This is a genomic window from Paenarthrobacter sp. CAP02, from assembly GCF_040137855.1.
In the GTDB taxonomy this organism is placed as follows: domain Bacteria; phylum Actinomycetota; class Actinomycetes; order Actinomycetales; family Micrococcaceae; genus Arthrobacter.
Genome location: NZ_JBEEII010000004.1, coordinates 149,392 through 175,702 on the forward strand (window position 1 = coordinate 149,392; position 26,311 = coordinate 175,702).

25 protein-coding genes, 1 other RNA gene and 1 riboswitch are annotated in these 26,311 nt (G+C 62.6%); of the genes, 15 read left to right on the forward strand and 11 right to left on the reverse strand.

From position 1 onward, the window contains the following. Positions 1-43: 43 nt before the first annotated feature. The 3 genes from ABHM97_RS08455 to ABHM97_RS08465 all read right to left on the reverse strand — a co-directional run bounded on the left by ABHM97_RS08455 (position 44) and on the right by ABHM97_RS08465 (position 5,294). A complete protein-coding gene (locus tag ABHM97_RS08455; protein WP_257369189.1) occupies positions 44-844 on the reverse strand; it encodes a hypothetical protein in 801 nt (266 codons plus the stop codon). Positions 845-972: 128 nt separating this feature from the next. Continuing rightward, entirely contained in the window at positions 973-2,319 is a 1,347-nt protein-coding gene (locus ABHM97_RS08460) for a hypothetical protein (RefSeq protein ID WP_257369188.1), read from the reverse strand. A 236-nt stretch (positions 2,320-2,555) separates the two neighbouring features. Beyond that, positions 2,556-5,294: a GH25 family lysozyme gene (locus tag ABHM97_RS08465; RefSeq protein WP_502921269.1), complete on the reverse strand. Its 2,739-nt coding sequence runs from the start codon at positions 5,292-5,294 to the stop codon at positions 2,556-2,558. A 283-nt stretch (positions 5,295-5,577) separates the two neighbouring features. On the opposite strand from ABHM97_RS08465, the gene ABHM97_RS08470 reads away from it, so the two are divergent. The 14 genes from ABHM97_RS08470 (at position 5,578) to ABHM97_RS08535 (ending at position 17,027) form a co-directional block, all read left to right on the forward strand. Further along, complete coding sequence (locus ABHM97_RS08470; RefSeq protein ID WP_349470534.1) at positions 5,578-6,801, forward strand: TadA family conjugal transfer-associated ATPase; 1,224 nt, start codon at positions 5,578-5,580, stop codon at positions 6,799-6,801. Beyond that, positions 6,801-7,652 carry a type II secretion system F family protein gene (locus ABHM97_RS08475; RefSeq protein ID WP_349470309.1) on the forward strand — a complete coding sequence of 284 codons (852 nt, stop codon included), beginning with the start codon at positions 6,801-6,803 and terminating at the stop codon, positions 7,650-7,652. The genes ABHM97_RS08470 and ABHM97_RS08475 overlap by 1 nt, the downstream gene beginning before the upstream one ends. After that, positions 7,649-8,590 carry a type II secretion system F family protein gene (locus ABHM97_RS08480; protein ID WP_349470310.1) on the forward strand — a complete coding sequence of 314 codons (942 nt, stop codon included), beginning with the start codon at positions 7,649-7,651 and terminating at the stop codon, positions 8,588-8,590. The genes ABHM97_RS08475 and ABHM97_RS08480 overlap by 4 nt, the downstream gene beginning before the upstream one ends. Positions 8,591-8,669: 79 nt before the next feature. Further along, positions 8,670-8,909, forward strand: coding sequence for a hypothetical protein (locus tag ABHM97_RS08485; protein WP_235520581.1), 240 nt, complete (start codon positions 8,670-8,672; stop codon positions 8,907-8,909). Between the two features lie 25 nt (positions 8,910-8,934). Next, entirely contained in the window at positions 8,935-9,339 is a 405-nt protein-coding gene (locus tag ABHM97_RS08490; protein WP_349470311.1) for a TadE family protein, read from the forward strand. 124 nt (positions 9,340-9,463) lie between these two features. Beyond that, positions 9,464-9,856, forward strand: a complete 393-nt coding sequence (locus tag ABHM97_RS08495) for a hypothetical protein (protein ID WP_349470312.1) — start codon at positions 9,464-9,466, stop codon at positions 9,854-9,856. 41 nt (positions 9,857-9,897) lie between these two features. Next, complete coding sequence (locus tag ABHM97_RS08500) at positions 9,898-10,308, forward strand: pilus assembly protein TadG-related protein (RefSeq protein WP_235520579.1); 411 nt, start codon at positions 9,898-9,900, stop codon at positions 10,306-10,308. A 65-nt stretch (positions 10,309-10,373) separates the two neighbouring features. Next, on the forward strand, positions 10,374-11,492 hold the full coding sequence (gene prfB, locus ABHM97_RS08505) for a peptide chain release factor 2 (RefSeq protein ID WP_349470314.1): 1,119 nt from the start codon (positions 10,374-10,376) through the stop codon (positions 11,490-11,492). A 208-nt stretch (positions 11,493-11,700) separates the two neighbouring features. After that, on the forward strand, positions 11,701-12,465 hold the full coding sequence (gene ftsE, locus ABHM97_RS08510) for a cell division ATP-binding protein FtsE (RefSeq protein WP_026540084.1): 765 nt from the start codon (positions 11,701-11,703) through the stop codon (positions 12,463-12,465). Next, the gene (gene ftsX / locus ABHM97_RS08515) at positions 12,462-13,376 is read left to right on the forward strand and encodes a permease-like cell division protein FtsX (protein WP_211711497.1); all 915 of its coding nucleotides are present in this window, start codon (positions 12,462-12,464) and stop codon (positions 13,374-13,376) included. The genes ftsE and ftsX overlap by 4 nt, the downstream gene beginning before the upstream one ends. Positions 13,377-13,431: 55 nt before the next feature. Continuing rightward, complete coding sequence (locus ABHM97_RS08520; RefSeq protein ID WP_235520577.1) at positions 13,432-14,847, forward strand: M23 family metallopeptidase; 1,416 nt, start codon at positions 13,432-13,434, stop codon at positions 14,845-14,847. Positions 14,848-14,912: 65 nt separating this feature from the next. Beyond that, positions 14,913-15,383 carry an SsrA-binding protein SmpB gene (gene smpB / locus ABHM97_RS08525; protein ID WP_349470316.1) on the forward strand — a complete coding sequence of 157 codons (471 nt, stop codon included), beginning with the start codon at positions 14,913-14,915 and terminating at the stop codon, positions 15,381-15,383. A 100-nt stretch (positions 15,384-15,483) separates the two neighbouring features. Further along, positions 15,484-15,852, forward strand: a transfer-messenger RNA (tmRNA) gene (gene ssrA / locus ABHM97_RS08530). 188 nt (positions 15,853-16,040) lie between these two features. Then, complete coding sequence (locus tag ABHM97_RS08535) at positions 16,041-17,027, forward strand: S1C family serine protease (RefSeq protein ID WP_349470317.1); 987 nt, start codon at positions 16,041-16,043, stop codon at positions 17,025-17,027. Between the two features lie 4 nt (positions 17,028-17,031). Here ABHM97_RS08535 and ABHM97_RS08540 read toward each other — a convergent pair whose 3' ends face one another. Then, positions 17,032-17,406, reverse strand: a complete 375-nt coding sequence (locus ABHM97_RS08540) for a hypothetical protein (protein ID WP_349470318.1) — start codon at positions 17,404-17,406, stop codon at positions 17,032-17,034. Between the two features lie 37 nt (positions 17,407-17,443). On the opposite strand from ABHM97_RS08540, the gene ABHM97_RS08545 reads away from it, so the two are divergent. After that, positions 17,444-18,892: an MFS transporter gene (locus ABHM97_RS08545; RefSeq protein WP_349470319.1), complete on the forward strand. Its 1,449-nt coding sequence runs from the start codon at positions 17,444-17,446 to the stop codon at positions 18,890-18,892. Between the two features lie 17 nt (positions 18,893-18,909). Here ABHM97_RS08545 and ABHM97_RS08550 read toward each other — a convergent pair whose 3' ends face one another. From ABHM97_RS08550 to ABHM97_RS08580, 7 genes are all read right to left on the reverse strand, one after another. After that, positions 18,910-19,623: a metal-dependent transcriptional regulator gene (locus tag ABHM97_RS08550; RefSeq protein ID WP_349470320.1), complete on the reverse strand. Its 714-nt coding sequence runs from the start codon at positions 19,621-19,623 to the stop codon at positions 18,910-18,912. Between the two features lie 9 nt (positions 19,624-19,632). Beyond that, positions 19,633-20,421 carry a class I SAM-dependent methyltransferase gene (locus ABHM97_RS08555; protein WP_349470535.1) on the reverse strand — a complete coding sequence of 263 codons (789 nt, stop codon included), beginning with the start codon at positions 20,419-20,421 and terminating at the stop codon, positions 19,633-19,635. A 120-nt stretch (positions 20,422-20,541) separates the two neighbouring features. Continuing rightward, a complete protein-coding gene (locus ABHM97_RS08560; protein WP_349470321.1) occupies positions 20,542-21,948 on the reverse strand; it encodes an aminotransferase class V-fold PLP-dependent enzyme in 1,407 nt (468 codons plus the stop codon). A 33-nt stretch (positions 21,949-21,981) separates the two neighbouring features. Further along, positions 21,982-22,095, reverse strand: a riboswitch (SAM riboswitch). Between the two features lie 183 nt (positions 22,096-22,278). After that, a complete protein-coding gene (hisN, locus tag ABHM97_RS08565) occupies positions 22,279-23,091 on the reverse strand; it encodes a histidinol-phosphatase (protein WP_211711505.1) in 813 nt (270 codons plus the stop codon). Positions 23,092-23,145: 54 nt separating this feature from the next. Beyond that, complete coding sequence (rsgA, locus tag ABHM97_RS08570) at positions 23,146-24,261, reverse strand: ribosome small subunit-dependent GTPase A (protein ID WP_235520570.1); 1,116 nt, start codon at positions 24,259-24,261, stop codon at positions 23,146-23,148. 2 nt (positions 24,262-24,263) lie between these two features. Then, the gene (aroA, locus tag ABHM97_RS08575) at positions 24,264-25,634 is read right to left on the reverse strand and encodes a 3-phosphoshikimate 1-carboxyvinyltransferase (RefSeq protein ID WP_235520569.1); all 1,371 of its coding nucleotides are present in this window, start codon (positions 25,632-25,634) and stop codon (positions 24,264-24,266) included. A gap of 6 nt (positions 25,635-25,640) precedes the next feature. Then, positions 25,641-26,156: a DoxX family membrane protein gene (locus ABHM97_RS08580; RefSeq protein WP_235520568.1), complete on the reverse strand. Its 516-nt coding sequence runs from the start codon at positions 26,154-26,156 to the stop codon at positions 25,641-25,643. Between the last annotated feature and the right edge of the window lie 155 nt (positions 26,157-26,311).

Genomic DNA, 26,311 nt, shown 5'->3' on the forward strand with positions numbered 1-26,311 from the left:
TCCGCATGCAGTTGGATTTTCGCCCCAGCCGTTGCCGGCTGCATTACTCTATCTTCTCCCAAATTCCGCATTTGTCACTAGTTAGGACGTCTTTTTCTGCCAGCGTGATTCCGGACTGTCCTTCTGCTGCGCCGCCCGTCGACTTCACTTTGCCGTCCACCCCGGCAACGGACCAGGCACATCCCTCGGGAGGGGCTTTGCGCAGATGGAACCTGCCCGGCGTCAATCCATCAGCCGACACCGGGTAGGTGCCGTCGGCTGCCCTTGCCCCTGACGCCCAGAGTGCAATGATCTTTCCCTGCGGACCGCGAGGGCACAGTTCGCTGGCCGCCCGCAGCAGGGGTCGCGGGCTCTGGCCAAAGAGTTCGGACGCGGCATCATCGCTGACACGGGTGCACAGCCCCAAAGCGGCAAGGTAGGCGTCCAGGCCATCGGAGGGGTTCACTCCGGGCTGGGCTATGGAGATGATTCTTGCTTCGTCTTCCGTCGGTTCATACGGGTCCGGTCCTTCGTACCGTGCCTGGCAGGAAGCCAGCCGAAGATATCCCGTGGAAGACCAGACTTCGGCGAGGCTGGACAGCGTCACGTCGGGTACGCCGTCGAGGCTTGAACAGAGGTAGGAGAATCGGCCGGAGTCATCGGGTGCGCCCGCTCCTTGGCCGCTGCCCGCTCCTTGGCCGCTGCCCGGGTCCGTGGTGGGGCCCGCTTCCGTGCCGGAGGGCGTTGGTGTTGGCGAGGATGTTGCTGATGGCGTCGAACTGGCCGTGGGCTGTGGAGGAGCGGCCGTGGAGCAACCGGAAACGAGGAGCAGCAAAGCTGCCGCCAGTGGGTACAACGCTCTCATGGTGACCTCCAACTCCATGGTTGCCCGGCAAAAGACGCTGGTCAACGGATATGTGGGCGATCTGAGTATCTATACCACTACGAATCAACCCGGGTCCCTGATCAAGGGAGCAGGGCCCGGGCAAGGCTTTAGGCCAACATGCCGTCCAGGGTGTTGATGATGGTGGCCTCAACGCCGGTGGTGCCGCCCTTGAAATGTGCAATGTGCCCGTACACCGTCATGGCCCCACCTGCGATGCCCGGGTAATCGGGATCCCAGCCCCCCTCGTAGCTGCCCCCGGCCGAGTAGGGCGGGAGGAACTGCGCACTGGGCAGGTAGTAGCACGACTCATTTCCGTAGCCACCGACGATCACGCCGTTCGCTCCGCCGTACCTTCCACGGAAGTACGCAGCGTAACCGCTGACGAGCTCACCCCCGACGATCCCGATCCTCAATTGGGGGCTGCCGCCAAACTTCCACACCTGGAACGGGCAGGCCACGGATGTCGCGTAGCTGCCACTGTCGATCCGGCCGATCATGACTTGGGCATGACGTCCGTACCATGCAGGGTTTCCGTCGAGGTTCGGCAGCCGTGAGGCGTACGCCGCCCGAACGGCTGCCATGTTTCCTGCGGTCGGAGTGATGTCCAAGGGAATTTGGATTTCCTTGTAACTGGTTTGCAGGGGGCTGCCGATTGTGCGACCGGCGCTCTGCATCGCCGTCGAAACCGCTGAGCCGAGTGTTGTGGCGTATTCATCCCGCAGTTCCCAGCTGGGCACGCCCATGGGGTTTTGATCTCCGGCCGCACCTTGGAGGAACAATGCGAAACACCCCGGGTTGTTGTTTTCGATGTAGTTGCACGCCCCCGCAGGAAAATCGCCGTCGAACAGCGTCCGCATGCCCGCTGCGACAGGATGGCACGCGTAGTTGAAGATGACCGCACGGGGCACGCCGTTTCCCTTGCGCATCACAATGACGGGCACAGTGTTCTCAAGATAGGAAAGACCTGCGCGGTTGTACGCGATGCTCGCCGTAGTGACCTTGTAGTCGAGCGTCACTGACGTCTGCGCGGCATTCAGGGCAGTCTGGGCTGCCTCCACCAGATCATCTTCGAGTTGCTGGCTGTAGGTCTCGACCATCGAAAGGTCCGATAAGCCGTAACACATGAATGGGTGGAGCGTATCGATCACCACTGGGCCGTTGTGGGTGTGCGTGGACTGGATCAGGATGTCGCTGTTGGACCAGTCTGCCAGGGCCAGGATGCGTTGGCGGGCCCTTTGATGGATGGACCTGGGCAGCGCCAGGATGTCGACGCTCATGATCAGGTTGGGGGAGCCGTTCTCCCACAGGACGATGGCCCGGGCCCACAATGATTCGTAGGGGTCGCTGCTGGTGGCCTCACGGCCGCCGTCGAGCGTTCCGTACCCGGCCATATACGGATTGACGTCAAGCGATGGCGAAATGCTCACTTGGGCCGTCGAAACGGTAAACGCCATGAAAGATCACTCCTTGATTGTGCGCAATGGTGACCTTCGTTTGCCCCCAAACAAAGCCCGTTTCCCGGTAGCGCTTAACAGCCAATACGTGAGACCACCTTCATTAGATCACGCGTTGCGCGGAATCCGGCGTGTCAGATGCACCAAATATTTATCGTTTTCTCTTCGGGTATTTGGTTAAACAAAAAGGGCCGGCACACTCCATTCAGAAGCGTGCGGCCCTTCATGCCATGGTTCTATCTGGAAGCCGGCCTAAAAATGGTCAAGCCATTCCAGCCGGTGCCCACGGTACTGGGCTGGCCCCATGCCCGGTTCTGGCCCACGGGGTAGTAGCGGAGATCGCCGGTGGTGGTCCGGGCGATGATTCCCGAGGTGCCGGTTCCCGCGAATCCCTTAACGGCTCCAAAACTGGAGATGGCGTCCCAGCCGACCCCGATGACACTCGGCGACTCCTGGATAAAGGAACCGCTTCCGTTGGACCGGTAGAGCCTCAGGTCACCGTTGCTGCCCTTGGCCAGAAGATCGGCGTTCGAATCCTTATCGAAGTCCATTTGCAGGATCTCAAGGCCTCCCCAACCCGTGCCAATCTGCACGCGGGGGCCCAGTCCGTTGCCGTTGGGGTTGCTGATGTAGAACATGCGGCCCGAAGGGTCGTAGCCTGTGATGCCTGGCAGGGCATCGGACTTCTTCCATGAACCGACTGTCAACGTCCAGTCCTTCCAACCCGTCCCGAGGCTGATCGGGGACCCAAAGCCACTGCCCTTCAGGCCTGGATAGACATTCAGGCGGCCGTCGGACCACTGCGCGAGGATGTCCAGGGCACCATCCCCATTCCAATCGGTGAGGAAACCGGCCTTCAGCCCAGTCCACTGCGTGCCGATGCGTTCCGCGCCGAGAAGCGACGTGGATCCTGTTGCAGCGTAGCGGTAGAGGTTGCCGTCCGTCCGTACGGCCAGGACGTCGGCAGCGTCGACGCCGAGTGTTGAAGCCACGTCTACCGGGGCTCCACTGATCAGCGCGGCATCATTCCAACCGAGGCCGGTCAGGAAGCGGTTGCCCCACGATCCCGATTCCGCGGGGTAGTAGAACAAGTCACCGTTTGCGGCGCGTGCCTGCAGGCCCTGCGAACCGGACCCGTTGAACCCGGATGAGGAGCTGACCGAGGTCATGGCTGACCAGCCGTTGCCGATCACACTGCTTGCTTCGGGAACAAACGATCCGAGCCCGTTCGACCGGTAGAGCCGCATGGTTCCGTCGGACGTCCTGGAAACGATGTCCTGGCTGCCGTCGTCGTCGAAGTCGAGTTGGTTGATCTGGTGACCGCCGAAGCCCGTCCCAATGAGGACGCCTCCGCCCAAGCCCCGACCGGAGGCGTTTTGGTAGCGGAAGAGATTGCCGTCCCCGTCCAGCCCGATGACCCCCGGGTAGGCGTCTTTGGAGTTCCACCAACCAACTGTAAGAGACATTTCCTGCCAGCCTGACCCAACTTGAATGGGGGCAAGGAAGCCGCCGCGGGGGGCTCCCGGGTACACCTGAAGGCTGCCGTCGGGCCATTGGGAGAGGATGTCCTGGACCCCGTCCTGGTTCCAGTCGACCACATAGATGGCCTTGGCATTGCCCCACCCGGAGCCAATGGCGACCGGACCCGTGATGCTGCCTTGGCCATCTGCCGGGAAGTTGTCCAGCCGACCGGATGAGCTGGTCGCCAGGACGTCTGCCCCCGACCTGATGGAGGGGGCGGAGGGGGTGTCCGCACCTCGGGCGAAAGTCCGCAGCTGGTCATAGCTGCCGTTGAAGATGTTGGAGTCACCCTCGAACGGTCCGGTGCTGCTGTATTGCCACATGGAGTAGTTGCCCCAGCTCACGGGCAAGGTTCCGGGCGTGTTGGTGGGGTTGTTCCAGTAGGAAGCGATCCACAAGGGATAGCTGCCGAAAGTGGAGTTCCCCACGCACGTGTTCCACCAGTCCGTGGTGCTGTAGATGACAGGGAACCGACCCGTCAGTGCCTTGACGGTGTTGCCGAAGTCTGCCGCCCACTGGCCAAGTTGCGCCTTGGACATGCTGTAGCACGTGTCCCCGAAGTAAAAGCCGTTGATGGTCCGTCCGGCGTAGGGGTTGTACTCAATGTCGAGGACGGGGGGAAGCGTGTATCCGTCCGCTGTCCAGCCACCGCCATTGGCCACAAAATACCTGGCCTGGTCAGCGCCTGAGGACCAGTTGGGGATGGCAAAATGGTAGGCCCCGCGCACCATGCCTGCGTTTCGTGAGCCGTCGTATTGCTGGGCGTAGTTTTCGTTGAGGTAGTAATTGCCTTCAGTTGCCTTGACGTATGCCCACCTCGAGCCCTGGTTCCATTGGCTCTGCCAGTCGACGTTGCCCTGATGGGCGCTGACGTCCTGGCCCGCAATCCCGATGCTGGGCCGCCAGTGTCCGGGATCGGCCCCCAGGGGCTGGACCGGCGCCTGCTCCAGCGTTTGGGCGTCGGCAGGTGCCGGGGAACCCTTTCCTTGGGCCGCGGCAGTGACCCGCGGAGACCGCTGTCCCATTTCGGCTCCACCGGCCGGGATAGCTGATCTCATCGCCGCGTTCTTTGCCGCCGCGTCTTGCCCGCTGCCTGGCAGCGACTTTGGATCCGGTGCCTGCGCCGCCTCGTTCGACGGTTGGCCGGGCGACTGTGTCGGCGGGCTGGAAGGTCCGACGGCGGTTCCCGGCTTGGGTTCCGCGGGTGCGGTCGGAGGGACATACGGTTGGGCATCCTTCTGGGGCCCGACAATGCCTGTGCCCGTCGGAGCGGGACGTGGGCCCTGCTGCGTTGGTGTCGGTTGCGTCGTGGCAGACGGAGCCGGCTGGGGTGCCGTTGCCACGGCTTGCGCAGGAGCTCCGAGGCAACTGCCCGCCACGAGGGCGGTGGCAAGGGCAAGGCCTGCGTTGGTCCACGTCAACCGTCGGGGCGCGTTGAGGGATGGTTTTTTCATTTGCATTCCGGCCCTGTGCCGCGGCTCAGCGGCGCATGGTGTGGCTTGCGGACAAGCTCCGGGGCGGGCGCCTGCGCATGGGACCAAAGGCCAGCTCCTAACGGCCTTACCCTAACATTCTGGAACTGGAGTGACTAGTGGGGTTGAGGATACTGCAGTGACTCCTGATTCGAACTTATCCACATGTGCCTCCGAGTGACTTGAGGGGCTCCTGGCGCTCGCCTAGCGTGAGTCACTCGAGATGCGCCTCTCGGTTGACCAATCCGTGACCATTGGGGGAGATGTGGACGCTGTAAAAATAGTCGAGGGCGAGGTCCGCGAACTCATCCGCCGCAGGGGTTTGGATCCCTTGGAGCAAACGGCGGATGTGCGGCGACTTGTGGAGGCCGCGGTCAGCGACTATGACGAGCGGGCGCTCCTCGGGCCCCTTCCACCTTTGGGACATCTCGAGGCGGCGCGCCGCCACGTCTTTGATGCCGTCGCCGGTTTCGGTCCCTTGCAGCCACTCCTGGATGACCCCTCCATCGAGGAGATCTGGATCAATGCTCCCCATGAAATCTATGTGGCCCGGAACGGGGAATCTGAACTGACTGCCCTGAGCCTCACCGAGCAGCAGGTCCGGGACCTCGTCGAAAGGATGCTTAAGAGCTCGGGCCGGCGGCTGGACCTATCATCGCCGTTCGTGGATGCTGCGTTGCCGGACGGCTCAAGGCTGCACGTAGCCATCCCCGATATCACCCGGAAGCACTGGGCCGTGAATATCCGGAAATTTATTGCCAGGGCAAGCCGCCTGGAGCACCTCGTCGAGCTGGGAAGTCTGACACCCCAAGCAGCCAGATTCCTGGGCGCTGCCGTGGCCAGTGGCCTCAACATCTTGGTGTCCGGGGCCACCCAAGCGGGAAAGACCACCATGCTGAACTGCCTGGCGGCGAACGTCGGTTCCCGCGAAAGGGTAATAACGGTAGAAGAAATCTTCGAGCTTCAACTGCCTCTCCGCGATGTCGTGGGCCTTCAGTGCAGGCAGCCCAACCTGGAGGGTGAGGGCGAAATCCCGCTGCGTCGGTTGGTCAAGGAAGCACTGCGTATGCGGCCCGACCGCCTCATCGTCGGCGAAGTCCGTGAAGCCGAGAGCCTGGACATGCTGATCGCCCTTAACTCGGGCCTTCCCGGTATGTGTACGGTGCACGCCAACTCCGCTCATGACGCCGTAACGAAGATCTGTACCCTGCCACTGCTGGCAGGAGCCAACATCTCCAGTGCCTTCGTCGTACCCACGGTCGCTTCATGTATAGACCTCGTGGTGCACTGCGGTCTCCACTCCACCGGGCGCAGGCAGGTGACCGAGGTGCTCTCCCTGGGGCGCCGCGTGGAGAACGGGATCATCGAGTCGTCTCAAGTCTTTGGCATGGTTGGCGGCCAGTTGCAGCCCAGAGCCAACTCCATGCCCGCGGTCGAGAAGTTTGCCCGGGCAGGTTTTGATGTAGCAGCCCTCCTGGAGTTGAACTGATGGCGCCGCTTCTCGGGATTCTCTGTGGCCTTGGCGTATTTCTGGTGTGGTGGTCCGCATGGGAGCAGCCCGCGGAAAAGAAGAAGGCCAAACCGCGGCGACTGGACCTCTTGCTGGTATCGGCGGGGATAGAAAAGGTAACGGCTGGCGGGCTCCTTGCGACCTGCGCTGGATGTGGCGTTCTCGCCCTTCTCGTCTTCTTTGTGCTGACGGCTTCGCTACCCATTGCTGTGTGCTTCGGGATGTTCGGTTCATGGGTGCCCTTCGGCATGGTTCGTTGGAAGGCGAAGAAGCGCCGCGTGGCGCTCCGCGTCCTTTGGCCGGATGTGGTGGATCACCTGCGCTCCGCCATCCGGGCAGGCCTTGCTTTGCCGGAGGCACTGATTCAGCTGGGTCACAACGGGCCGGATGAACTGCGTGCTCTGTTCCTCGACTTCGGGGCCGATTACAGGTCCGGTGGACAGTTCGAAGCTGCCCTGAATAGGTTGAAGGAGCGACTGGCTGATCCAGTGGCAGACCGGATTATCGAAGCACTTCGGATGACCCGGGAGGTGGGCGGATCCGACCTTGGCCGGATGCTTGGCACCCTCGCTGAGTTCCTGCGGGACAGTGCCCGGACACGCAGCGAGCTTGAGGCCCGGCAATCCTGGACGATCAACGCCGCCCGCCTCGCCGTCGCGGCCCCGTGGATCATCCTGGTGGTGATGGCCAGCCGGCCGGAGGCGATGCGGGCCTACAGCTCAACCCTTGGCGCCATGGTGCTGCTGGGAGGCCTCGTGGTCTCCGTGATCTGCTACGCGGTCATGCTTCGGATAGGCGCGTTGCCTGAGGACGAACGGATCCTTGCATGAGTTCAACAACAGCGCTCGCGGTCCTGTGTGGGCTCCTGCTTGGGGCAGGGGTGTGGATGACGATTGTTCGCCTGCCTTTCCTGCGCGGCATTACTCTGGCCGAACGAATCGAACCGCAGCTGAAGTCCAGGAACCTCGAATCGCGCCTTCTGCGCCCTCCTACGCAGAACCTGACGCCATTCGGACCACTGGAACGGATACTCCGTCCAGTGATTCGTGACGCAATGAGGCACCTTTCCCGGTTCAATGTCGGTTCGACCGCCCTGGCCAAGCGGTTGGCGCGGGCGGGTTTGCGGAAGTCGACTCTTGATTACAGGGCCGAACAATTGCTGTGGGCCGGTGCTGGCTTCGTGCTTGCCGTTTTGGTGGTTGCGGTCCGGGCAGCGACCGGACAGTTCAGCCCGGCACTACTGGTGGTCGCGGTCATCGGAAGTGCATTGGCGGGTTATCTGTTGCGTGACTACGTTCTTGGCCAACACATCAAGCGGCGTGAGTCCAAAATGCTGTCCGAATTTCCAGGTCTTGCCGAGCTCATGGCCTTGGCCGTTGCTGCAGGGGAGAGCGCGATGGGCGCCATGGACAGGGTGACCCGCAGCTCCAGCGGCGAGCTTGCTGCCGAATTCGCCATGGTCATCGCGGATGCCCGCTCCGGAAAACCGCTGCCAGAGGCCCTTCGAGGCTTTTCCTCAAGGGCGGAGCTGCCACCCCTGGTCAGGTTCTTTGACGGGCTGGTGGTTGCCGTGGAACGTGGCACTCCACTGGCCGGCGTACTCAGGGCGCAGGCCGCCGACGTCCGTGACGCCGCCAAACGGGAGTTGATGGAATCAGCCGGCCGGAAAGAGATCGCCATGATGGTGCCGCTCGTTTTCGGTGTACTTCCACTCACGGTGGTTTTTGCGGCCTTCCCAGCCATTGCAGCCTTGGAAATCAGCCTCTAGGAGGCTGGCCAGGTCCATCTCATCATCCTGTTCACCAACAAGCTGCTTCAACACCAGCTCGACACATAGTGGGGAAATCATGAAGAAAATAGCGCAAAGCACAACTGCAGCCTGGGTCGTGGTCCTTGGTGCCGGCTCCTTGTTCACGGCCGGACTGGGGCGGACAATGCCTGCCGCTGACGACCATGAACGGGGGGACGTACCGGGTTGGGTCATGATCACACTGATGTCAGCTGTCCTGGTGGCGGGGCTGTTGGCCCTCGCTGCACCGGCCCTAAAGGACCTCTTTAACCAGGCGATCCATCAGGTTGCCAAGTAGGCCCCGGCGCGGAAGGGTCCGTACCTTGGGTCATTGGCTTCGACTGGCGGGCACGGCAGCTCCCGACGAGCAGGGGTCCGCGGTCGTCGATTTCGTTCTGGTCGGGACGTTCCTGACCCTGCTGTTCCTGTCGATCATCCAGTTCACCTTGGTCTTGCATGTCCGGAATACGCTCATCGATGCTGCGGCCTCCGGTGCACGCTACGGATCGTTGGCGGACAGGACACCGACCGACGCCAAAGAGCGTGCTTCTGAGCTGATCGGCTCTGCCCTGAGTGCCGACTTCCCACGTGAGGTTACGGCAGCCGAGGCTACGATCGACGGCCTTCGCACCTTGGAGGTGACTGTCAGGGCGCCTTTTCCGATGGTGGGGTTGATCGGGCCCGTCGGACTGATGGAGGTGAAAGGACATGCGGTTCTTTCGGGCTGACCTTGGGGGTCGGCTGTGGACGGCTATGCGGCGAAGGCCAGCTGATGCCCTGGGCGTGCGGACAGAAGTCGGGGCGGGCCGCATACGTCATGCGATTCCCAGCGGGGCGCAGGAGGGAAGCGCGGTGGTCGAGTTCATCTTCCTGGCCCTGCTTTTGATGGTCCCGGTGGTCTATTTCGTCGTGACTGTCGGCCAACTGCAGGGCGGTTCCTTCGCCGTGGTGGGGGCGGCGGACCAAGCCGCGAAGGTCTTCGTTGCCCAATCAAACCCGGCGGGCGCCCAAAGGGCGGCGGAGCAAACTGTCCTCGTTGCACTGAAGGACTATGGCTACACTCCGGAGCAGGCCAGCTTTGAGGTCTCGTGCGACAGATCAGACTGCTCATCGGCGGGTGCCACGGTTTCCGTCGTTGTGCGCTTGGATGTTCCCTTGCCCATGATGCCGTTTGCGGACGCCGGCCAACTGATGGCAAGCAGGGTGAGTGCGACAGCAACACAGGTTGTGGGGCGATACAGATGACGGGTTGCAGATGCAGCAGGACAGCCTCGGAGGACGGCCAGATGACAGTTCTTATCATCGGGTTTGTGGCGTTGTCCCTCTTGCTGGCAACAGCGGTGATGGCCGCATCCGCTGTGTACCTGGAACACAAGAAGCTGCTCTCCCTGGCTGACGGAGCAGCGCTCGCTGCCGCGGACGCGTACGTTGCGGGGGAGATAGGCGGGGGAAGCTCGCCATCGACCACGTTGGCGGACAGCAGGGTGCTTGCCGCGGCAGGCTCCTACCTGGACAAAAGCCATGCTTTCGTTAGCCATGACCATTTGACCGTGGAGGCTGAAACAGGTCGGGGCCCGGGGGATACCGCTGTTGTGGTCCTGGCGTCCATTGCCCATCCGCCAGTGATCAGTTTCCTGCTTCCCGACGGTATAGCCGTTGAGGCCAAATCCACTGCACGGTCGAGGCTAACGCAGTAATGATCCGGGCCAAAGTATCCGGCCCCGACGGGGGAGTCCGATGAATAGCGTACGCTGGGATAACCATGGCTGACATTGATTTTCCCGCAGAAATCCGCGCCCTTCGCGCAACTTACAGCTCCATCGAGAACGTCACGGATGTTGATGCCCTCAAAGCTGAGATCGCTGAACTGAGCGAGCAAGCCGGTGCGCCGGACCTTTGGGACGACCCCGCAGCAGCCCAGGTGATCACGTCCCGGCTATCGCATCGGCAGTCGGAAGTTGAGCGACTGTCGAAGCTTGCTTCCCGCATCGATGACCTCGAGGTGCTGGTGGAGTTGGGCCAGGACGAAGGCGACGAAGCTTCCATGGCCGAAGCCGCGAAGGAATTGGCCTCCATCCGCAAGGCATTGGAGGAACTCGAAGTCGTTACCCTGCTCTCGGGTGAATACGACGAGCGGGAAGCAGTTGTCACCATCAGGGCGGGGGCAGGTGGCGTTGATGCCGCCGATTTCGCCGAAATGCTGATGAGGATGTACTTGCGCTGGGCCGAACGCCATGGTTATCCGACCACGGTCATGGACACCTCCTATGCGGAAGAAGCGGGTTTGAAGTCCGCCACTTTCGAGGTCAAGGCGCCATATGCGTTCGGCACGCTGAGCGTGGAGGCGGGCACCCACCGCCTGGTCCGCATCAGCCCCTTCGATAACCAGGGCCGGCGGCAGACATCCTTTGCGGCCGTGGAGGTCATCCCCCTGATTGAACAGACGGACTCGATCGAGATTCCGGACAACGAAATCAGGGTGGACGTCTTCCGGTCCTCGGGACCGGGTGGCCAGTCGGTCAACACCACCGACTCCGCAGTACGGTTGACGCACATTCCCACTGGAATTGTCGTCTCCATGCAGAACGAAAAATCACAGCTCCAAAACCGCGCGGCGGCCATGCGGGTCCTTCAGTCCCGCCTCTTGTTGGTCAAGAAAGAACAAGAAGACGCGGAGAAGAAAGCACTGGCCGGTGACGTCAAAGCGTCGTGGGGCGACCAGATGCGTTCCTATGTGCTCAATCCGTACCAGATGGTCAAGGACCTGCGCACGGAACATGAAGTGGGCAACACATCGGCAGTGCTGGACGGCGAAATTGACGACTTCATTGACGCTGGCATCCGCTGGCGCACGGGCAACCGCAACGCCGCTGCCAGCTAGGCCGTACAGCAGTCAGCAGATCCCGCAGGCTGTCGAAGGCTGTGAGGAGTCGGTCCGGATTCGGCGACACGCCCCTTAAAGGTCCGGTTTAGCTCCCTGCCCGTGCGTATAGTCGAGAGGCCGGTGCTCTCACTTCCCCCATCGAAAGCCCGCGCTCCGGCTGTTGGACTGGGCGACTACGTCATGTCCGGCGGGGTTCTAAAGGGCCATGATCAGATTTGAGAATGTCACCAAGGTCTACGAGCAGAATGCCCGACCGGCGCTCGACTCTGTCAGCCTTGAGATCAACCGCGGCGAATTCACGTTCCTCGTCGGTGCCTCGGGCTCAGGCAAGTCCACGTTCCTGCGGCTGATCCTGAAGGAAGACAAAGCGTCCTCCGGGTCCGTTTACGTCGCGGGCCAGAACGTCGCCAACATTTCAAGCTGGCGGGTCCCCAAGCTCAGGCGCGGAATTGGCGTTGTCTTCCAGGATTTCCGCCTTCTGCCCCAGAAAAACGTCTTTGCCAATGTGGCCTTCGCGATGCAGGTCATCGGCAAGAGCCGCTCGATCATCCGCGAGACAGTGCCCGAGGTCCTGAAAACAGTGGGTCTGGAAGGCAAGGAGCGGCGAATGCCGCATGAACTCTCCGGTGGTGAGCAGCAGCGCGTGGCGATCGCCCGCGCCGTCGTCAATCGCCCCGGCATCCTGCTGGCAGACGAGCCGACCGGAAACCTGGACCCCATCACTTCGATGGGAATCATGGGAGTCCTGGACAAAATCAACCAGAACGGCACCACGGTGGTCATGGCCACCCACGACGACGACATCGTCAACGAGATGCGCCGGCGCGTGGTGGAACTTAAGAACGGTAAGGTCATCCGCGACGAAGCCAAGGCCCTATACACATCGATGATTCCTGTGGTGGGGGAGTCGCGCCGTCTGCGCGATGCCAGTGGCGAGGAACTCGACCGGGCTCAGGGGGCACAGCTGTGAGGCTCCTGTTTATCCTCGGGGAAATCGGCAGTGGCTTGCGCCGCAACCTGTCGATGGTGATTTCCGTAGTATTGGTGACTTTTGTTTCCCTGACGTTCGTCGGCGCTGCGGGGATGCTGCAGATGCAGATCAATCAGATGAAGGGCTACTGGTACGACAAAGTCCAGGTGGCGGTCTTCCTCTGCAACGACGGTTCGACGGCGGTTGGCTGCGCATCCGGTCCGGCCACGCAGGAGCAGCAGGACAACCTGAAGGCTATGCTGGAGTCACCTGCCGTCAAGCAATACATCAACGACTTCCAGTTCGAATCCCAGGCCGAGGCCTACACGCACTTCAAGGAACAGTTCTCCAACTCACCGATCGTGGACTCGGTGTCCGAGGACCAGCTGCCGGCCTCGTTCCGCATCAACATGAAGAACCCCGAGAAATACCAGATCATCAGCGAGACGTTCTCCTCCCAGCCCGGCGTCGAGACCGTGAGTGACCAAAGACAGGTCCTTGAACGCATCTTCTCGTGGATGAACGGGGCCTCCGTGGCTGCTATTGGCGTTGCTGCGGTGATGATTTTCTGTGCGGTGCTGCTGATCACGACAACCATCCGCCTTTCAGCCTTCAGCAGGCGTCGCGAAACAGGCATTATGCGGCTCGTGGGCGCCTCCAAGATGGTCATCCAACTGCCCTTCATCCTCGAAGGCGTCATAGCCGCCGTCGTTGGAGCCTTGTTGGCCTCGGTCACCCTGTGGCTGATGGCTCATTTCTGGCTCAATGGCGACCTCTCCAGACAGTTCCTTAACACGCCGTTCATCTCATCAGCGCAGGTCCTGGTGATCGCCCCGGTCCTCATTGCGCTGGGTGCCGGGCTCGCTGGTATATCGTCGCTATTGACCTTGCGGCGTTACCTGAAGGTTTAGCCGTGACCCTCCCGTTTCACCGAACAACCGTGCTGACAAGCGAAAAGGACTCCTGATGACCACGTTGGACCCGACCTCCCTGCGTCGGCGCCTTGCGTCCGGCCACGTTCGGATTCTGGGTGCTGCCCTTGCCGTGGGTCTGGCTGTCAGCCTCCTGTCAGGTGCCCCAACCGCGCAGGCAGACAACCTGGATGACCAGCAGGCCGCCCTGGAAGCAGAGTCGGCCAGGGTGCAGGCCTCCCTGGAATTCGTGGACGCGAATATCGCGAAGGCTGCCGGTGACCTGGTGATCTACCAAGGCCGCCTTCCGGGAGCCCAGCAGGCGCTGCTTGAAGCTCAGGGACGGGTTGCCGGCGCAGTCAAGGAAGTCGAAGCGTTGGCTGCCCGGGTGGAGCTTGCCCAGCAGAACAAAGCGAAGATTACCGAGCAGCTGGAAAGTGATAAGCAAAAAATCACTGACACCAAAAAGCTGATCGGGCAGATTGCTTCCCAGGCGTACAAATCGGGTGGCGTGCCTACCAACATCGCCCTCTTGTTCGGCTCCAGTGAAACAGGAAGCCTGACCGAGTCCATGGATTTGGCCGACCAGGCGATGCGCAGCCAAAACGCAGCGATGACCAAATTGACGCAGCAAAACGCCACGAACGTGAACTCACAAGCGCGGCTGGTTGCGGTCGAGGAAGAAATTCAGGACCTCAAGGCCAAGGCTGATGCCGCGCTGGAGCGGGAGAAAGCGGCCCGGGATGAGGCTGCGAGCAAGAAAGCCGAAGTCGACAAGCTGATCGAAGACACCACCCGCTTGAACGGACAATTGCAAGCGGCCAAACCCGGAATCGAAGCAAACCTCGCTCGGGTGAAGTCCGAACAGGACAGCGTTGCAGCTGAGATTGTGGAGCGGGACCGCAAATTGCGGGAAGCGTGGGAAGCGGAGCAACGGCGTATCGCTGCGGAGGCCGCTGCTGCTGCAGCCGCGGCTGCGGCAGCACAGGGTAGGCCGGCGCCCCCGGAGCAGCCTTATGTTCCGCCCGCTGCGGGATCGCCTTCGGCATTCGGTTTGCGGCACCCGTTCGCCAGCGCTGTGCCCATCACATCGGGGTTCGGTTGGCGTGCAACGCCGCCGGGCACCATCGACTTCTACGGCACGGGTGGTTACATGCACACCGGCATCGACTTCGGTGCGGCCTGCGGTACCCCCGTCTATGCGGCCGCCGCGGGCCAGGTGTTCAACTCCGGCTGGAACTCAGCAGACGGGGGCGGCTGGCGGGTCAAGATTTCCCACGGCGTTGTCCAGGGCAACTCGCTGACCACCATCTACTATCACAACAGCAGCATTGTGGTTGCCAATGGTCAGCAGGTTTCGGCAGGGCAGCTCATTGCCTACTCGGGCAGCACAGGTAACTCCACTGGTTGCCATGCGCACTTCGAAACCTGGCTCAACGGCTCGGCAGTGGACCCCATGACCCTTCTCTAAGGTGCGGGGGCCCGCCGGGGCTGGCGTACACTAGTTGAAATCCGCATCTAACAAGGAGTTCTACCGTGCCCAAGGAAAGTGGCCGTAAGGTAGTGGCCACCAATCGGAAGGCCCGGCACAACTACCTCATTCTTGATACCTATGAGGCAGGCATTGCCCTCATGGGAACTGAGGTGAAGTCCCTCCGCGAGGGCCATGCGTCCATGGTGGATGGCTTCTGCACCTTCTACAACGACGAGCTGTGGATGGAGGGTATCCACATCCCTGAGTACAACCAGGGGAGCTGGACCAACCATGCCGCGCGCCGGCGTCGTAAGCTCTTGTTGCATCGCGAGGAACTGGACAAGATTTCGCAGAAGATCCGCGAGTCCGGCTTCACCGTGGTCCCGCTCCAGCTGTATTTCATCGACGGACGTGCCAAGGTGGAAATCGCCCTTGCCCGCGGTAAGAAGGATTACGACAAGCGGCAGACCCTCCGCGAGCAGCAGGATAAGCGTGAGTCCCTGCGTGAACTGCGTGAACGCAACCGACGCTAGCCGGCCAAGGCGCGTGTCCGGGAATGAAACTTCCGATTAATGCGCTATGCTAAGTAGTCCGGCGGAGCTTCCACAGTCCGACGGTTTGGTAACAAAATACGGGGATGATCGGTTTCGACGATGTTAGTCGCGACAGGTGAAGCGGGCCGAGGATGCAGAATTATCTCGTAAACGCTGTCTGCAAACCAATAAGTGCCGAATCTAAGCGCACTGACTTCGCTCTCGCTGCCTAAGCAGTAAGACAGTCCGTCAGCCCGGGGTTGCTATCGCCCCGGTTCCTGGCGTCATTTAGATAGCCACTGCTGTTTGCCTTCGTCATTGAGGTAAACGGGACTCTTAGATGACTGGGCCCGGATCAGCCGCCTGTTTGCAGGACGGCTGGGGCCGAGAAAATCCGACGCAAACTGCGCCCGGAGAAGCCCTGACAACACGACATCGGACGGGGGTTCAATTCCCCCCATCTCCACCCCGGAAAGCCCTCGGATCCTCGCGATCCGGGGGCTTTCTTCGTGCCGAAAACTACCTGCCCTTAAGCCGCGTTCACCCACGGCGTACCGCAAAACGGACTAGCCCACTGACCCCGGTCGTTGTACTGGGTAAGCGCGAAGCCGGACGGGGCGTGCGGATCGCGGTCCGACGTTTGGCAGGAGGCAAGTGATGAGCACAGAGCCTGAGTTTGAACAACAACAACCGGACGAAGACGAGGCCCTGGACGCGTATTCGCAGCTCGTCGTCAGGGTGGCGGAGTCCGTAACACCCCATGTTGCTGCCATCGAAATGACTAGCACAGGGCGCCGTGGCCGGGTGCGTGTGGGAAGCGGATCCGCCGTCGTGTTTACGGGCGACGGGTACCTGCTGACGAACGCCCACGTCGTGGCGGGCATTCAGTCCGGCCGGGCCGTCTTCGCGGACGGTAAGCACACCGACGTGGAGTTGGTGGGTGCCGATCCTCTGTCCGATCTTGCGGTGGTCCGTGGGCTGAGATCCACGCCGCCTCCGGCGCTGCTGGGTAATGCGGACTCTTTGCATGTAGGGCAGTTGGTCATTGCCGTGGGGAACCCCCTCGGCCTGGCCGGGTCCGTGACTGCCGGCGTGGTCAGTGGCCTGGGTCGCTCCATCCCTGTCCGGGCAGGAGAGCACCGGCGGGTGATAGAGGATGTCATCCAGACGGATGCTGCTCTGAATCCAGGAAATTCCGGTGGGGCTTTGGCTGATACGAGGGGCCGCATCGTCGGTATCAACACTGCTGTCGCCGGACTTGGGCTGGGGTTGGCTGTTCCCATCAACAGGACGACGCAGAGGATCATTGCCTCGTTGCTGCGGGATGGCCGGGTGCGTCGAGCCTATCTGGGCCTGGTCAGCACGCCGATACCCCTTGACGCCAGTGCCGTGGTGCGGACAGGCCAGAAGGAAGGCTTGCGCGTCGTCGAGGTGATCGCGGGCTCGCCTGCTGAGCGGTCCGGACTCCAGCCAGGTGATCTGGTGCTGCGTGCCCAGGGGAGGGCGGTGTCCAGCGCGGAAAGCCTCCAGAAGCTGCTCTTTGAGGAGGCGATCGGCGAGCCGTTCCCGCTGACCGTTCTGCGGGAGGGCAGGACCTTCCAGCTTCTCGCGGTACCTTCGGAGATGAGCCAGCAGGCGGGTTAGCCAGCTAGGCCTGGTTCTCCGGAACGTCCACGACGCCGACGAAGCGGCTGCCAACGCCTTCGTATTCGCTGCGGACTTCGCCGAGGAACAGCTTGGGCAGCTCGGAGTTCCGGTGCGTGCCGCAATAGACGAACGAGAAGTCCGGCCACCATTTCTTGGGCCGGACAGCCTCAGAGTAGCCGCACACAGCACATGTGAGGTGGACCCAGACGGGGCGCTTTCCGGTGCGGTTGGCGCGGGACTGCACCAGCCAGGCCGGGGGATGGTCCTGCATGTCGCGAAGCTCGGCCTCGCTAAGGCGGGACGGAATGCCGTGGCGTTGGGCCATTTCCATCGAAATATCCAGGGCCAGGGCGGCGTCACGTCTGCTAATCACCATTCAACGATACGGGACTCCATCGGCGTAGGCTGTGCTCATGACTGACGCAGCCGCTGTGGAACCGAGCACCCCGCTCCAAAAACGCGTGCTGGTGGTGGCAATCGTGGCTTCGTTCATTGCGATCCTTGACGGTTTTGTGGTGAATCTCGCACTTCCGGCCATTGGGCGGGAACTGGGCGGTGGCCTGGTCATCCAGCAGTGGGTGGTGGATGCGTACTTGCTGACGTTGGGTGCCCTGATCCTGGTGGCCGGCTCATTGTCCGACCATTTTGGCAGGGCCAGGATCCTGGAATGGGGCCTGGCCGGGTTCGCGGTGACCTCGGTGATGTGCGGGCTTGCCTGGACCGGCGAAGTCCTTGTAGTTTCACGTGCCCTGCAGGGAATTGCCGGTGCGCTCCTGGTCCCGAGTTCGTTGGCCATGATCGTTACCTCGTTCTCCGGCCCTGCCCAGTCCAAGGCCATCGGCCAGTGGTCCGGGTGGACCAGCGCGGCGGCCATCGTGGCGCCCCTCATCGGCGGTGTCTCTGTGGATTTGCTTTCCTGGCGCGTCATATTCTTCATCAACGTTGTCCCTGCAGCCCTGATCTGGCCCATGCTGTCGGGCTTGCGTGCAAGTGACGCCGCACGGGACAAGAGCCAGAAGATCGACTATCTCGGTGCGTTCCTGGCGATGGTCGGCCTGGGTGGTCCCGTATATGCCTTCATCGAGCAGGGCAGGATGGGCTGGGAGAGCCCGCTGGTGTGGGCGCCGCTGGTGGTTGGAGCCGTAGCTTTGGTCCTTTTCCTGGCCCACGAGGCGCGGACTGCCCAACCGATGCTGCCGCTAAGGCTCTTCGGCATCCGCAATTTTGCGTGGGGCAACGTGGCTACCTTGGCTATTTACGGCGGGATTTCGCTGGGGTTCTTCGTCCTGGGTATCTACCTTCAGCAGGTGGGCGGTATGGGTGCGACATTGGCCGGCATTGCCCTGCTTCCGGGGACGGTCATCCTCATGCTGTGTGCGTCGTATTTTGGCGGCCTTGCCGGCAAGTATGGTCCTCGTTGGTTCATGACGGCAGGTCCGTTGTTGTGCGGCGTGGGCTTCCTGATGTCATTGACGGTCCAGGAACCCCTCAACTATTGGACGCAGGTGCTTCCCGGCCAGATTGTCTTTGGCGTAGGTTTGGCTACTCTGGTGGCTCCCCTGACAGCAGCCATACTGGGTGCAGTGCCCACGGAGGAGGCCGGTATAGGCTCGGCGGTCAATAACGCAGTGGCTCGCATTGCCGGCTTGATTACCATTGCCTTTGCCGGGGTGATCGTTGGACCGGTGTTCACGCGGCAGGGCCTCGATAATGCCTTGCTGGTCACAGCGGCCCTTTTCGTAATCGGGGGCCTGGCGTCCGCCGTCGGGATCCGGAACCCGCCGCGTGAAGCGGCTGCTTCTGCTGGAAGCGTTACTGATACGGCGTCCGACGACGGCGGTCCCGCCAGCCAGCGCAGCTAGCCGGACGTGCGGCTGCTTCAGCGCCCCGGGAGCACGCACCCGGGGTGGACTCCTGCGCTTTGGACCCACAGGGCCGATGCGACTTCATCGGCCAGGTCAAACTCACGGCGATCCGGTCCGCTGCCGATCCTCACAACGAGTGCCCCGCCGAACGGCTTGCGCCCCATGACTTCAACAGGCGCGTCCAGCGCGATGTCCTGGGCGGCCAGGTAACGGAGGAGATCGGGGTTTTCGTCGCTGATGCGGGTGATCTTCCCGGCATGGCCTTGGTCAAGTTCGATCATTTGGTACGCGTGCGGCAAGTCCACCATTCCGTCTGCCGACGGAATGGGGTCGCCGTGCGGATCCCGGACGGGGTGCCCAAGCTTTGCTGACATGCGTTCAATGAAGGTGTCTGACACCGCATGCTCAAGCATCTCGGCTTCGTCGTGGACCTCGTCCCAGCTGTAGCCCAGTTCCTCCACGAGGTAGGTTTCGATGAGCCGGTGCCGACGCACCATGGACAAGGCCAGCCGCATGCCTTCAGAGGTCAGTCGAATGGCGCTGTAGGGCTGGTGGTCAACCAAGCCTTGGTCTTTGAGCTTGCGGACCATTTCCGAGACGGAGGAGTTGGCCACGCCCAGCCTTTGGGCGAGCTGGGAGGACGTGATCGGCTTGTCCTGCCACTCCGTATAGGAGTAGATGACCTTGACGTAGTCCTCGATCGAGGAGGAGGGCGTACTGGTCTTCACACACCAAGCCTACCGTGGCGGCGCACCCTGGACCTTGAGTGCACGCCACGTTTGCGTCACGTAGGGCACGGGCACTGTTTCGCCCGCAGCATGTCCAAGGTGTTCGTGGAGGTACCACTTGAGGTTATCCATGACTTTCGCACGGGTGGCCTCGCCGGCACGGAGGTAGTAACTGCGGGACTTCGCCAACTCCATGATGTCCTCTGGAGTCAGGGGATCCTCCCATGTGGTCAGGTGGCGTTCCAGGCCTTGGAATTCCGGGCCGATAACTGGCCGGAATCCCGGCTTGTGGACATCTCCTGCGTGCATGATCCGGGACAGCCTGTGGACCCAAGGGATGGACGTGTCCAACTGGTTCCACACCAGACCCATCGTTCCTCCGGGCCTGAGGATCCTGGCGATCTCCGTGCTGGCGGGGAGGGGGTCGCACCAGTGCCATGCCTGCGCAACGCTGACGACGTCGAATGCTGAGTCCGTCAGCCCTGTTGCCTCGGCTGTTCCCACGAGTGCGTTGACCTGCGGATAGCTTTTGCGCAGTTGTTCCAGCATGTCCGGTGAAGGATCGACGGCGGCAACCTCCAGGTTCCGCTGGAGGAGAAGCGACGTGAACTTGCCGGTGCCCGCCCCGATGTCGGCCGCTGTCCGGGCCCCTTGGGGCAGGATCCATTCCAGGGAGTCCATGGGGTATCCGGGGCGCACGCGGTCATAGTGCTCCCCGCCGTCCTGGAAGCTTTGGCCCAGTTCGTGCCTGCGGGTGGCGTGGAGCTTGGGACCGCGTGGTCCTGCTGGTCCGGGAATGACCGCCGGACGACTCGCGGCTCCGGGGGACGGCGTGGACACGCGGAGCTCCTTCACAGGGTTGCCAAAAGGTACCCTACGAATTTACCGCAGCCGTGAAACCCTTTGGTGCGCGGATTCCTAGTCCACAGTGCAGGGCGCCGCGCCTGCCGTGCCCGGAGTATTGGGTGCCCATTCGGGGTAGCTGCGGTGGTCGTTCGCAGGTACCCAGCGGCCTTCGTCCACGACGTAGTCCCAGCCAAGTCCGTTGCGCTTGAGTTCCTCGATGCCTGCCAGCAACCTGGTAGCGTCCTCCAACCGGGAGCCGACGCCGAAGCTTGCCCGCAGCGAACCTGACGGGAGTCCCAGGCGCTTGAGCAGCGGGTGGGCGCAGAACCGGCCATCCCGAAGGCCGACACCGTGTTCCGCCGCGAGGTAGGCGGCGACCAAACCGGCGTCGAAGCCTTCCACGGAGAAGTTGACCACACCGATGGTGTCTGCGGAATCGCTGAAGATCTTGTGGACAGAGACGCCCTCAATCGCTTCCAGGCCTTCAACAAGGTAGGAACGTATGGCCGCTTCATGGGCATGCCATTCCTGCTCATCCAGGCTGGCCAGTACCTGGGTGGCGCGGGCCAGGGTTGCCGCTCCCAGGACGTTGGGAGAACCGCCCTCATGGCGGGCCGGGCCGGTAGCCCAGCTGACCGAATCCAACCGGGCTTCACGGACGGCTCCGCCGCCAGCCAGGTGGGGGACGCCGGCGTCGAGCCAGTCAGGGCGCCCCACCACCACTCCAGCGCCGAACGGAGCGTAGAGCTTGTGGCCGGAGAAGACCAGGTAGTCGATGTCCGCTTCTGCGATGTTGATGCGGCGGTGGGGTGCAAGTTGGGCGGCGTCCACCACGATCCGTGCGCCGAACCCGTGGGCAAGGGCAGCCAGTTCGGCGATGGGGAGGATTTCACCGGTGACGTTGGAAGCGCCGGTGACAGCCAGCAGGCTCACGCCGCCTTGGGCGAGCTCATCGCGGAGTTTGTCCAACGTGGCGGCCAGGGTTGGTGCTGCAACGACGCTTCGGTGGGGCACACCCTGCCAAGGCAGCAGGTTGGCGTGGTGTTCGATGTCCAAGTAAAGAACCTCGCCAGCGACCTGGCCATCAACCACGGGGAGGCATCCGGCCAGCAGGTTCAGGGAGTCCGTGGTGTTGCGGGTGAAAATCACCGAGTCGTCAGCCCGGCCGCCCACGAATTCACGCACAATGTTCCGCGAATTTTCGTAGACGGAGGTGCTGATCTGCGAAGCAAAACCTGCACCGCGGTGAACGCTGGCGTAGTAAGGCAAAACCTCGTTGAGGTGCGCCGAGACGATGGTCAGGGCAGGTGCCGATGCGCCGTAGTCGAGGTTGGCATAACGGACATGGCCGCCCTGGATCAGGGGTGCCTGCAGCTCCGCGCCTGTGACAGCGGCCAGTGGACGTGCTGCAGCAACCGGCACCGCGCTTGCCTCAGCAAACGACGGAATGGTGTTGGCGTTGAACGTAACGGTGCTCATGGGACCTCACTTAAGAGGGACCCCCGCATGGGGGATCCGCGCTTGCCGTATCCGTTCCGGACCGGCCGGGTCGTCACCCGGGGCACCCCACCGCGAATGGAGGGTTGCCGGCCAGCAAACCGGGGTTTAGCGCTGGCACTCGTGACCTGTAAGAAAGGTTAGGGCATACCCTCCAGCCCCTCCAAAGCCGGTGAACATTGTTAAGCGCATTGTTACGTGGAACGAAAAAGTCGTCATTGGGCGAAGATAAAACGGCGGACGGCCCTAAAAGGGGCCATCCGCCGTCGAAAATTTCGTGGTGGTTCGATATGGGCCTTGCCGCAACCGGAGCTAGAGGAGGTCGTCCAGCCCGGGGTTGAGGCGCTTGAGGACCTCCGAATGCAGTATCGAGTTGGTGGCCAACGCGTTACCGCCGAACGGTCCGTCTTCGCCTTCCAGGGACGTGAAGCGTCCGCCGGCTTCGGTGACGATGGGTACCAGGGCGGCCATGTCGTAGAGATTCAGCTCAGGTTCGCAGGCGATATCCACGGCGCCTTCGGCGACCAGGCAATAGGACCAGAAATCCCCGTAGGCGCGAGTACGCCAGATGTCCTCTGTGAGTCCCATGAATTCGTCGAGGTTGCCGCGTTCTTTCCAGCCGGAAAGGCTCGAGTACGACATCGACGCGTCCGCCAACCGGGAGACGTTGGAAACCTTCAGGCGTGTGGCGGAGGCGAGCGAACGGCCCATGTAAGCACCCATGTCCTTGGCTGCCCACCACCGCTTGCCCAGAGCCGGGGCGCTCACTACGCCAACAACCGGTTCGCCTTCATCGACCAGCGCAATCAACGTTGCCCATACCGGAACACCGCGAACGAAGTTCTTGGTGCCATCGATGGGATCGATGATCCAACGACGCGAGCCGTGTCCGCTGCTGCCGAATTCCTCGCCAAGAACGGCGTCGCGGGGGCGGGAACGGGACAGCTGGCCGCGAATCGCTTCCTCCGCGGCCTTGTCCGCATCTGTGACGGGTGTGAGGTCCGGCTTGGTTTCGATCTGCAGGTCCAGTGCCTTGAAGCGATCCATGGTCTGGGCATCTACTGAGTCTGCGAGGACGTGGGCGAGACGCAAGTCATCGTTGTAGGTGGAAACGGGATGGGTCATGCCACCAAACTATCCTGAATCAATGGCCGCAGTGGGGACGTGAAGCCGCCACGATCAGTTGACCGTGCCCAATTCCTTGGCCTCTTTCGCTTCGAGCCGGGGATCGGCCCCAAGCAAGCGACGCAGCGAGGCAAGGCGGGCGACGCCTGAGGGTCCGGCATGGCCTTCGTTGACCCACGCATCCAGTCCGCAATTGATGGCGGTTGCGTCGTGTTTGCAGCCGCGTTCGCAGCCATCCGTGCCGGGCTCCAAGTCGGGGAAGGAGCGCAGAATCCGGTCCGGGTCCACATGGGCCAAACCGAAGGAGCGGATGCCGGGAGTATCGATGATCCAGCTTCCCGTGGGGGCGTCATCGAGTTTAAGGGCCAGGGCCGACGAGGAGGTGTGCCTGCCGCGGCCCGTCACGGCGTTCACGCCGCCAGTGGCGCGTTCGGCACCCGTCAGGGCGTTGACCATGGTGGACTTGCCCACACCGGAATGGCCGAGCATGACAGTTACTTTTCCGCCGAGGTGGGAGCGGAGCTGCGCGACGGCATCCCGGTCCAGGCGGGCAGACAGGCCGTCGTCGGAACGCGCGTCAATGCCGCCGGCCCCTGAATCGGCGGTCCGGCTGATGATTACGGGGAAGTCCAGGCTGAGGTAGTTCGCCAGCAGTTCCGCCGGGTCCTTGACGTCCGCCTTGGTGATGAGCAGCAGCGGCTCGATGCCGGCGTCATACGCGGCCACCAGGGCACGGTCGATGAATCCGGTCCGGGGCTCGGGGTTCGCGGCCGCCACCACCACCACGAGTTGATCGGCATTGGCCACGACCACACGTTCGATCGGATCGGTGTCGTCGGCACTGCGGCGCAGGAGCGTCCTGCGCTCCTCCACCCGGACCAGGCGGGCGAGGGTATCCGGGTCTCCGGAGACATCTCCGACCAGGGCGACGAAGTCACCCGGGACCACGGGGTTACGCCGCAGTTCACGGGCCCGCGCTGCGATGACCAGGCGCTCGTTGTCGGTGTCTTCCCCGACAATTGCCCGGTACCGTCCCCGGTCTACTGTGATGATGCGCCCAATGACGGCGTCATCGTGGCTTGGGCGGTCCTTGGTCCTGGGGCGTGACCCTTTTTTGTTGGGACGGATACGGACATCGGACTCGTCCCAGGAGCGTGCGTCACGGGCCATGGTCAGTTGCCGGCCTCTTCCGCGCCGGCAGTCCCGAGCATTCGAACCCACATGTCCGGGAACTCCGGCATGGTCTTCGACGTCGTGGCGATGTCTTCGACCCTGACGCCTTCGACGGCGAGCCCAAGGATGGCACCCGCTGTGGCCATGCGGTGGTCCGCGTAGCTGTGCACCACGCCGGCGTGCAGGGCTGCCGGCCGGATGACCAGGCCGTCAGCCGTTTCCTCAGCGTCACCACCCAGCCTGTTGATCTCGGCCACCAGGGCCGCGAGACGGTCAGTCTCGTGGCCACGCAGGTGGGCAATGCCCGTGAGGCGCGAAGGCCCGGCTGCCAGTGCGCAGAGAGCGGCAACGGTGGGTGCGAGTTCGCTGGTTTCGTCGAAGTCCGCGCCCTTGATCTGCTGCCCGCCGGTGACGGTCAGTGTCCCGTCCTGAAGAGTGACTTCCGCTCCCATCGTGGCGAGGATACTCCGCCACATGTCGCCCACCTGGGTGGTGCCGGAGGGCCAATTGGGAATGCGGACGGTTCCCTTGGTAGCCAGCGCAGCTGCCAGGAAGGGGCCGGCGTTGGAGAGGTCCTGCTCAATCCGTTGGTCAAAGGCGCTTATGGGACCGGGGGATACCCGCCAGTGGTTCGGCACCGAATCGTCCACCGAGACCCCGACGCTGCGAAGGGTCGCCACCGTCATCGAGATGTGGTCAAGGCTCGGAACGGGCTTGCCCACGTGCTCCAGGTGCAGGCCCTCGGTGAAACGCGCACCCACCAGCAGCAAGGCAGATACGAACTGCGACGAAGCGCTGGCATCGATCACCAGGTGCCCCCCGCGCACCTCCCCGGTGCCTTCCACCGTGAACGGAAGGGCCGACGGCGTCCTGCCGCCTTCAGCGGCGACAGGAACCCCCAGGGCAACCAAGGCCTCGATGATGGTGCCCATGGGTCGGTTGCGGGCATGAGGATCGCCGTCGAACACGGTAGCCCCGCGGCGCAACGCCGCGAGCGGCGGAACAAAACGCATCACAGTTCCAGCCAGCCCGCAATCGATGGCGGTTTCTGCGCTTGTAGCCCGGGGATCCAGCGGCGTGATCAGGAGGTCGGGTCCGTAGTCGCCGTCGCCGGGTTCTTCAGTGACTGTGGCACCAAGCTGCCGAAGGGCCTGGATCATGAGGGCGGAGTCGCGGGAATGCAGGGGGGCCCGCAGGCGTGACGGCCCATCCGCCAAAGCTGCAAGCACCAGGTACCGGTTGGTCAGCGACTTCGAACCCGGGACCGTCACCGTCGCATCCACAGGGCCTCGGGCGTATGGGGCGGACCATAGCGGAAGCGCGGTTTCGGTAGCTGCTGGGTCGGTGTTGGCGGGGGTGGTGCCTGTCATGCTTCCTTATGCTCCAACTGCGTTGTCTACGGCCTTGCGAACTGCTTTGTCGGCGCGCTTGATCTGCTTGCCGGTGACCTTCCTGGCGTCGGCCGCGAGGTGCTCGGCCCGCCATGCGATGCTTGGCCGGCCCGCGGTGTCAACGGAAGCAAGCAGGACGCCTCCTGTGAGGGAAATGTTCTTGAGGAGCCGGGCCTTGCGGGCAATCCGGCCTTCCTTGGTGCTGATGTCTGCTGAGCGCCACTCGACGTAGGAGTTAAGGGCCGAGGTCACAACCAGCACGGTTGCGGCGAAACGGGAAAGCTTGCCCAGGCCGAGCAATGTCCCGGCGCCCAGCTGGGCACCGCCGATAACACGGGCAAGGGTTTTCTCGTCTGCCTTGAAGGGCAGGGACTCCGATGCGCGGCGCAGTACAGGCGAGAGTTGCTTCGCGGTGTCGTCCGCGTTCCGTAGCTTTTCCAGACCTGCGACGACGAAGCTGGACGCGAGCATGGGACGCGCGAGAAAACGGATAACAGACATGTCTTGCCTCCTGGATGGCTTGCCACACTATTGGATGAGTGTTGTGTTCACGGGGTGCAGTCTGCTCTAGTCTTGCACCTTTGCGGAATATTTACCCAGCGGCGGCCGTTGTGAACAACAGGTGCGGGGGAGACCGGACCGCGGCATGGTGTTGC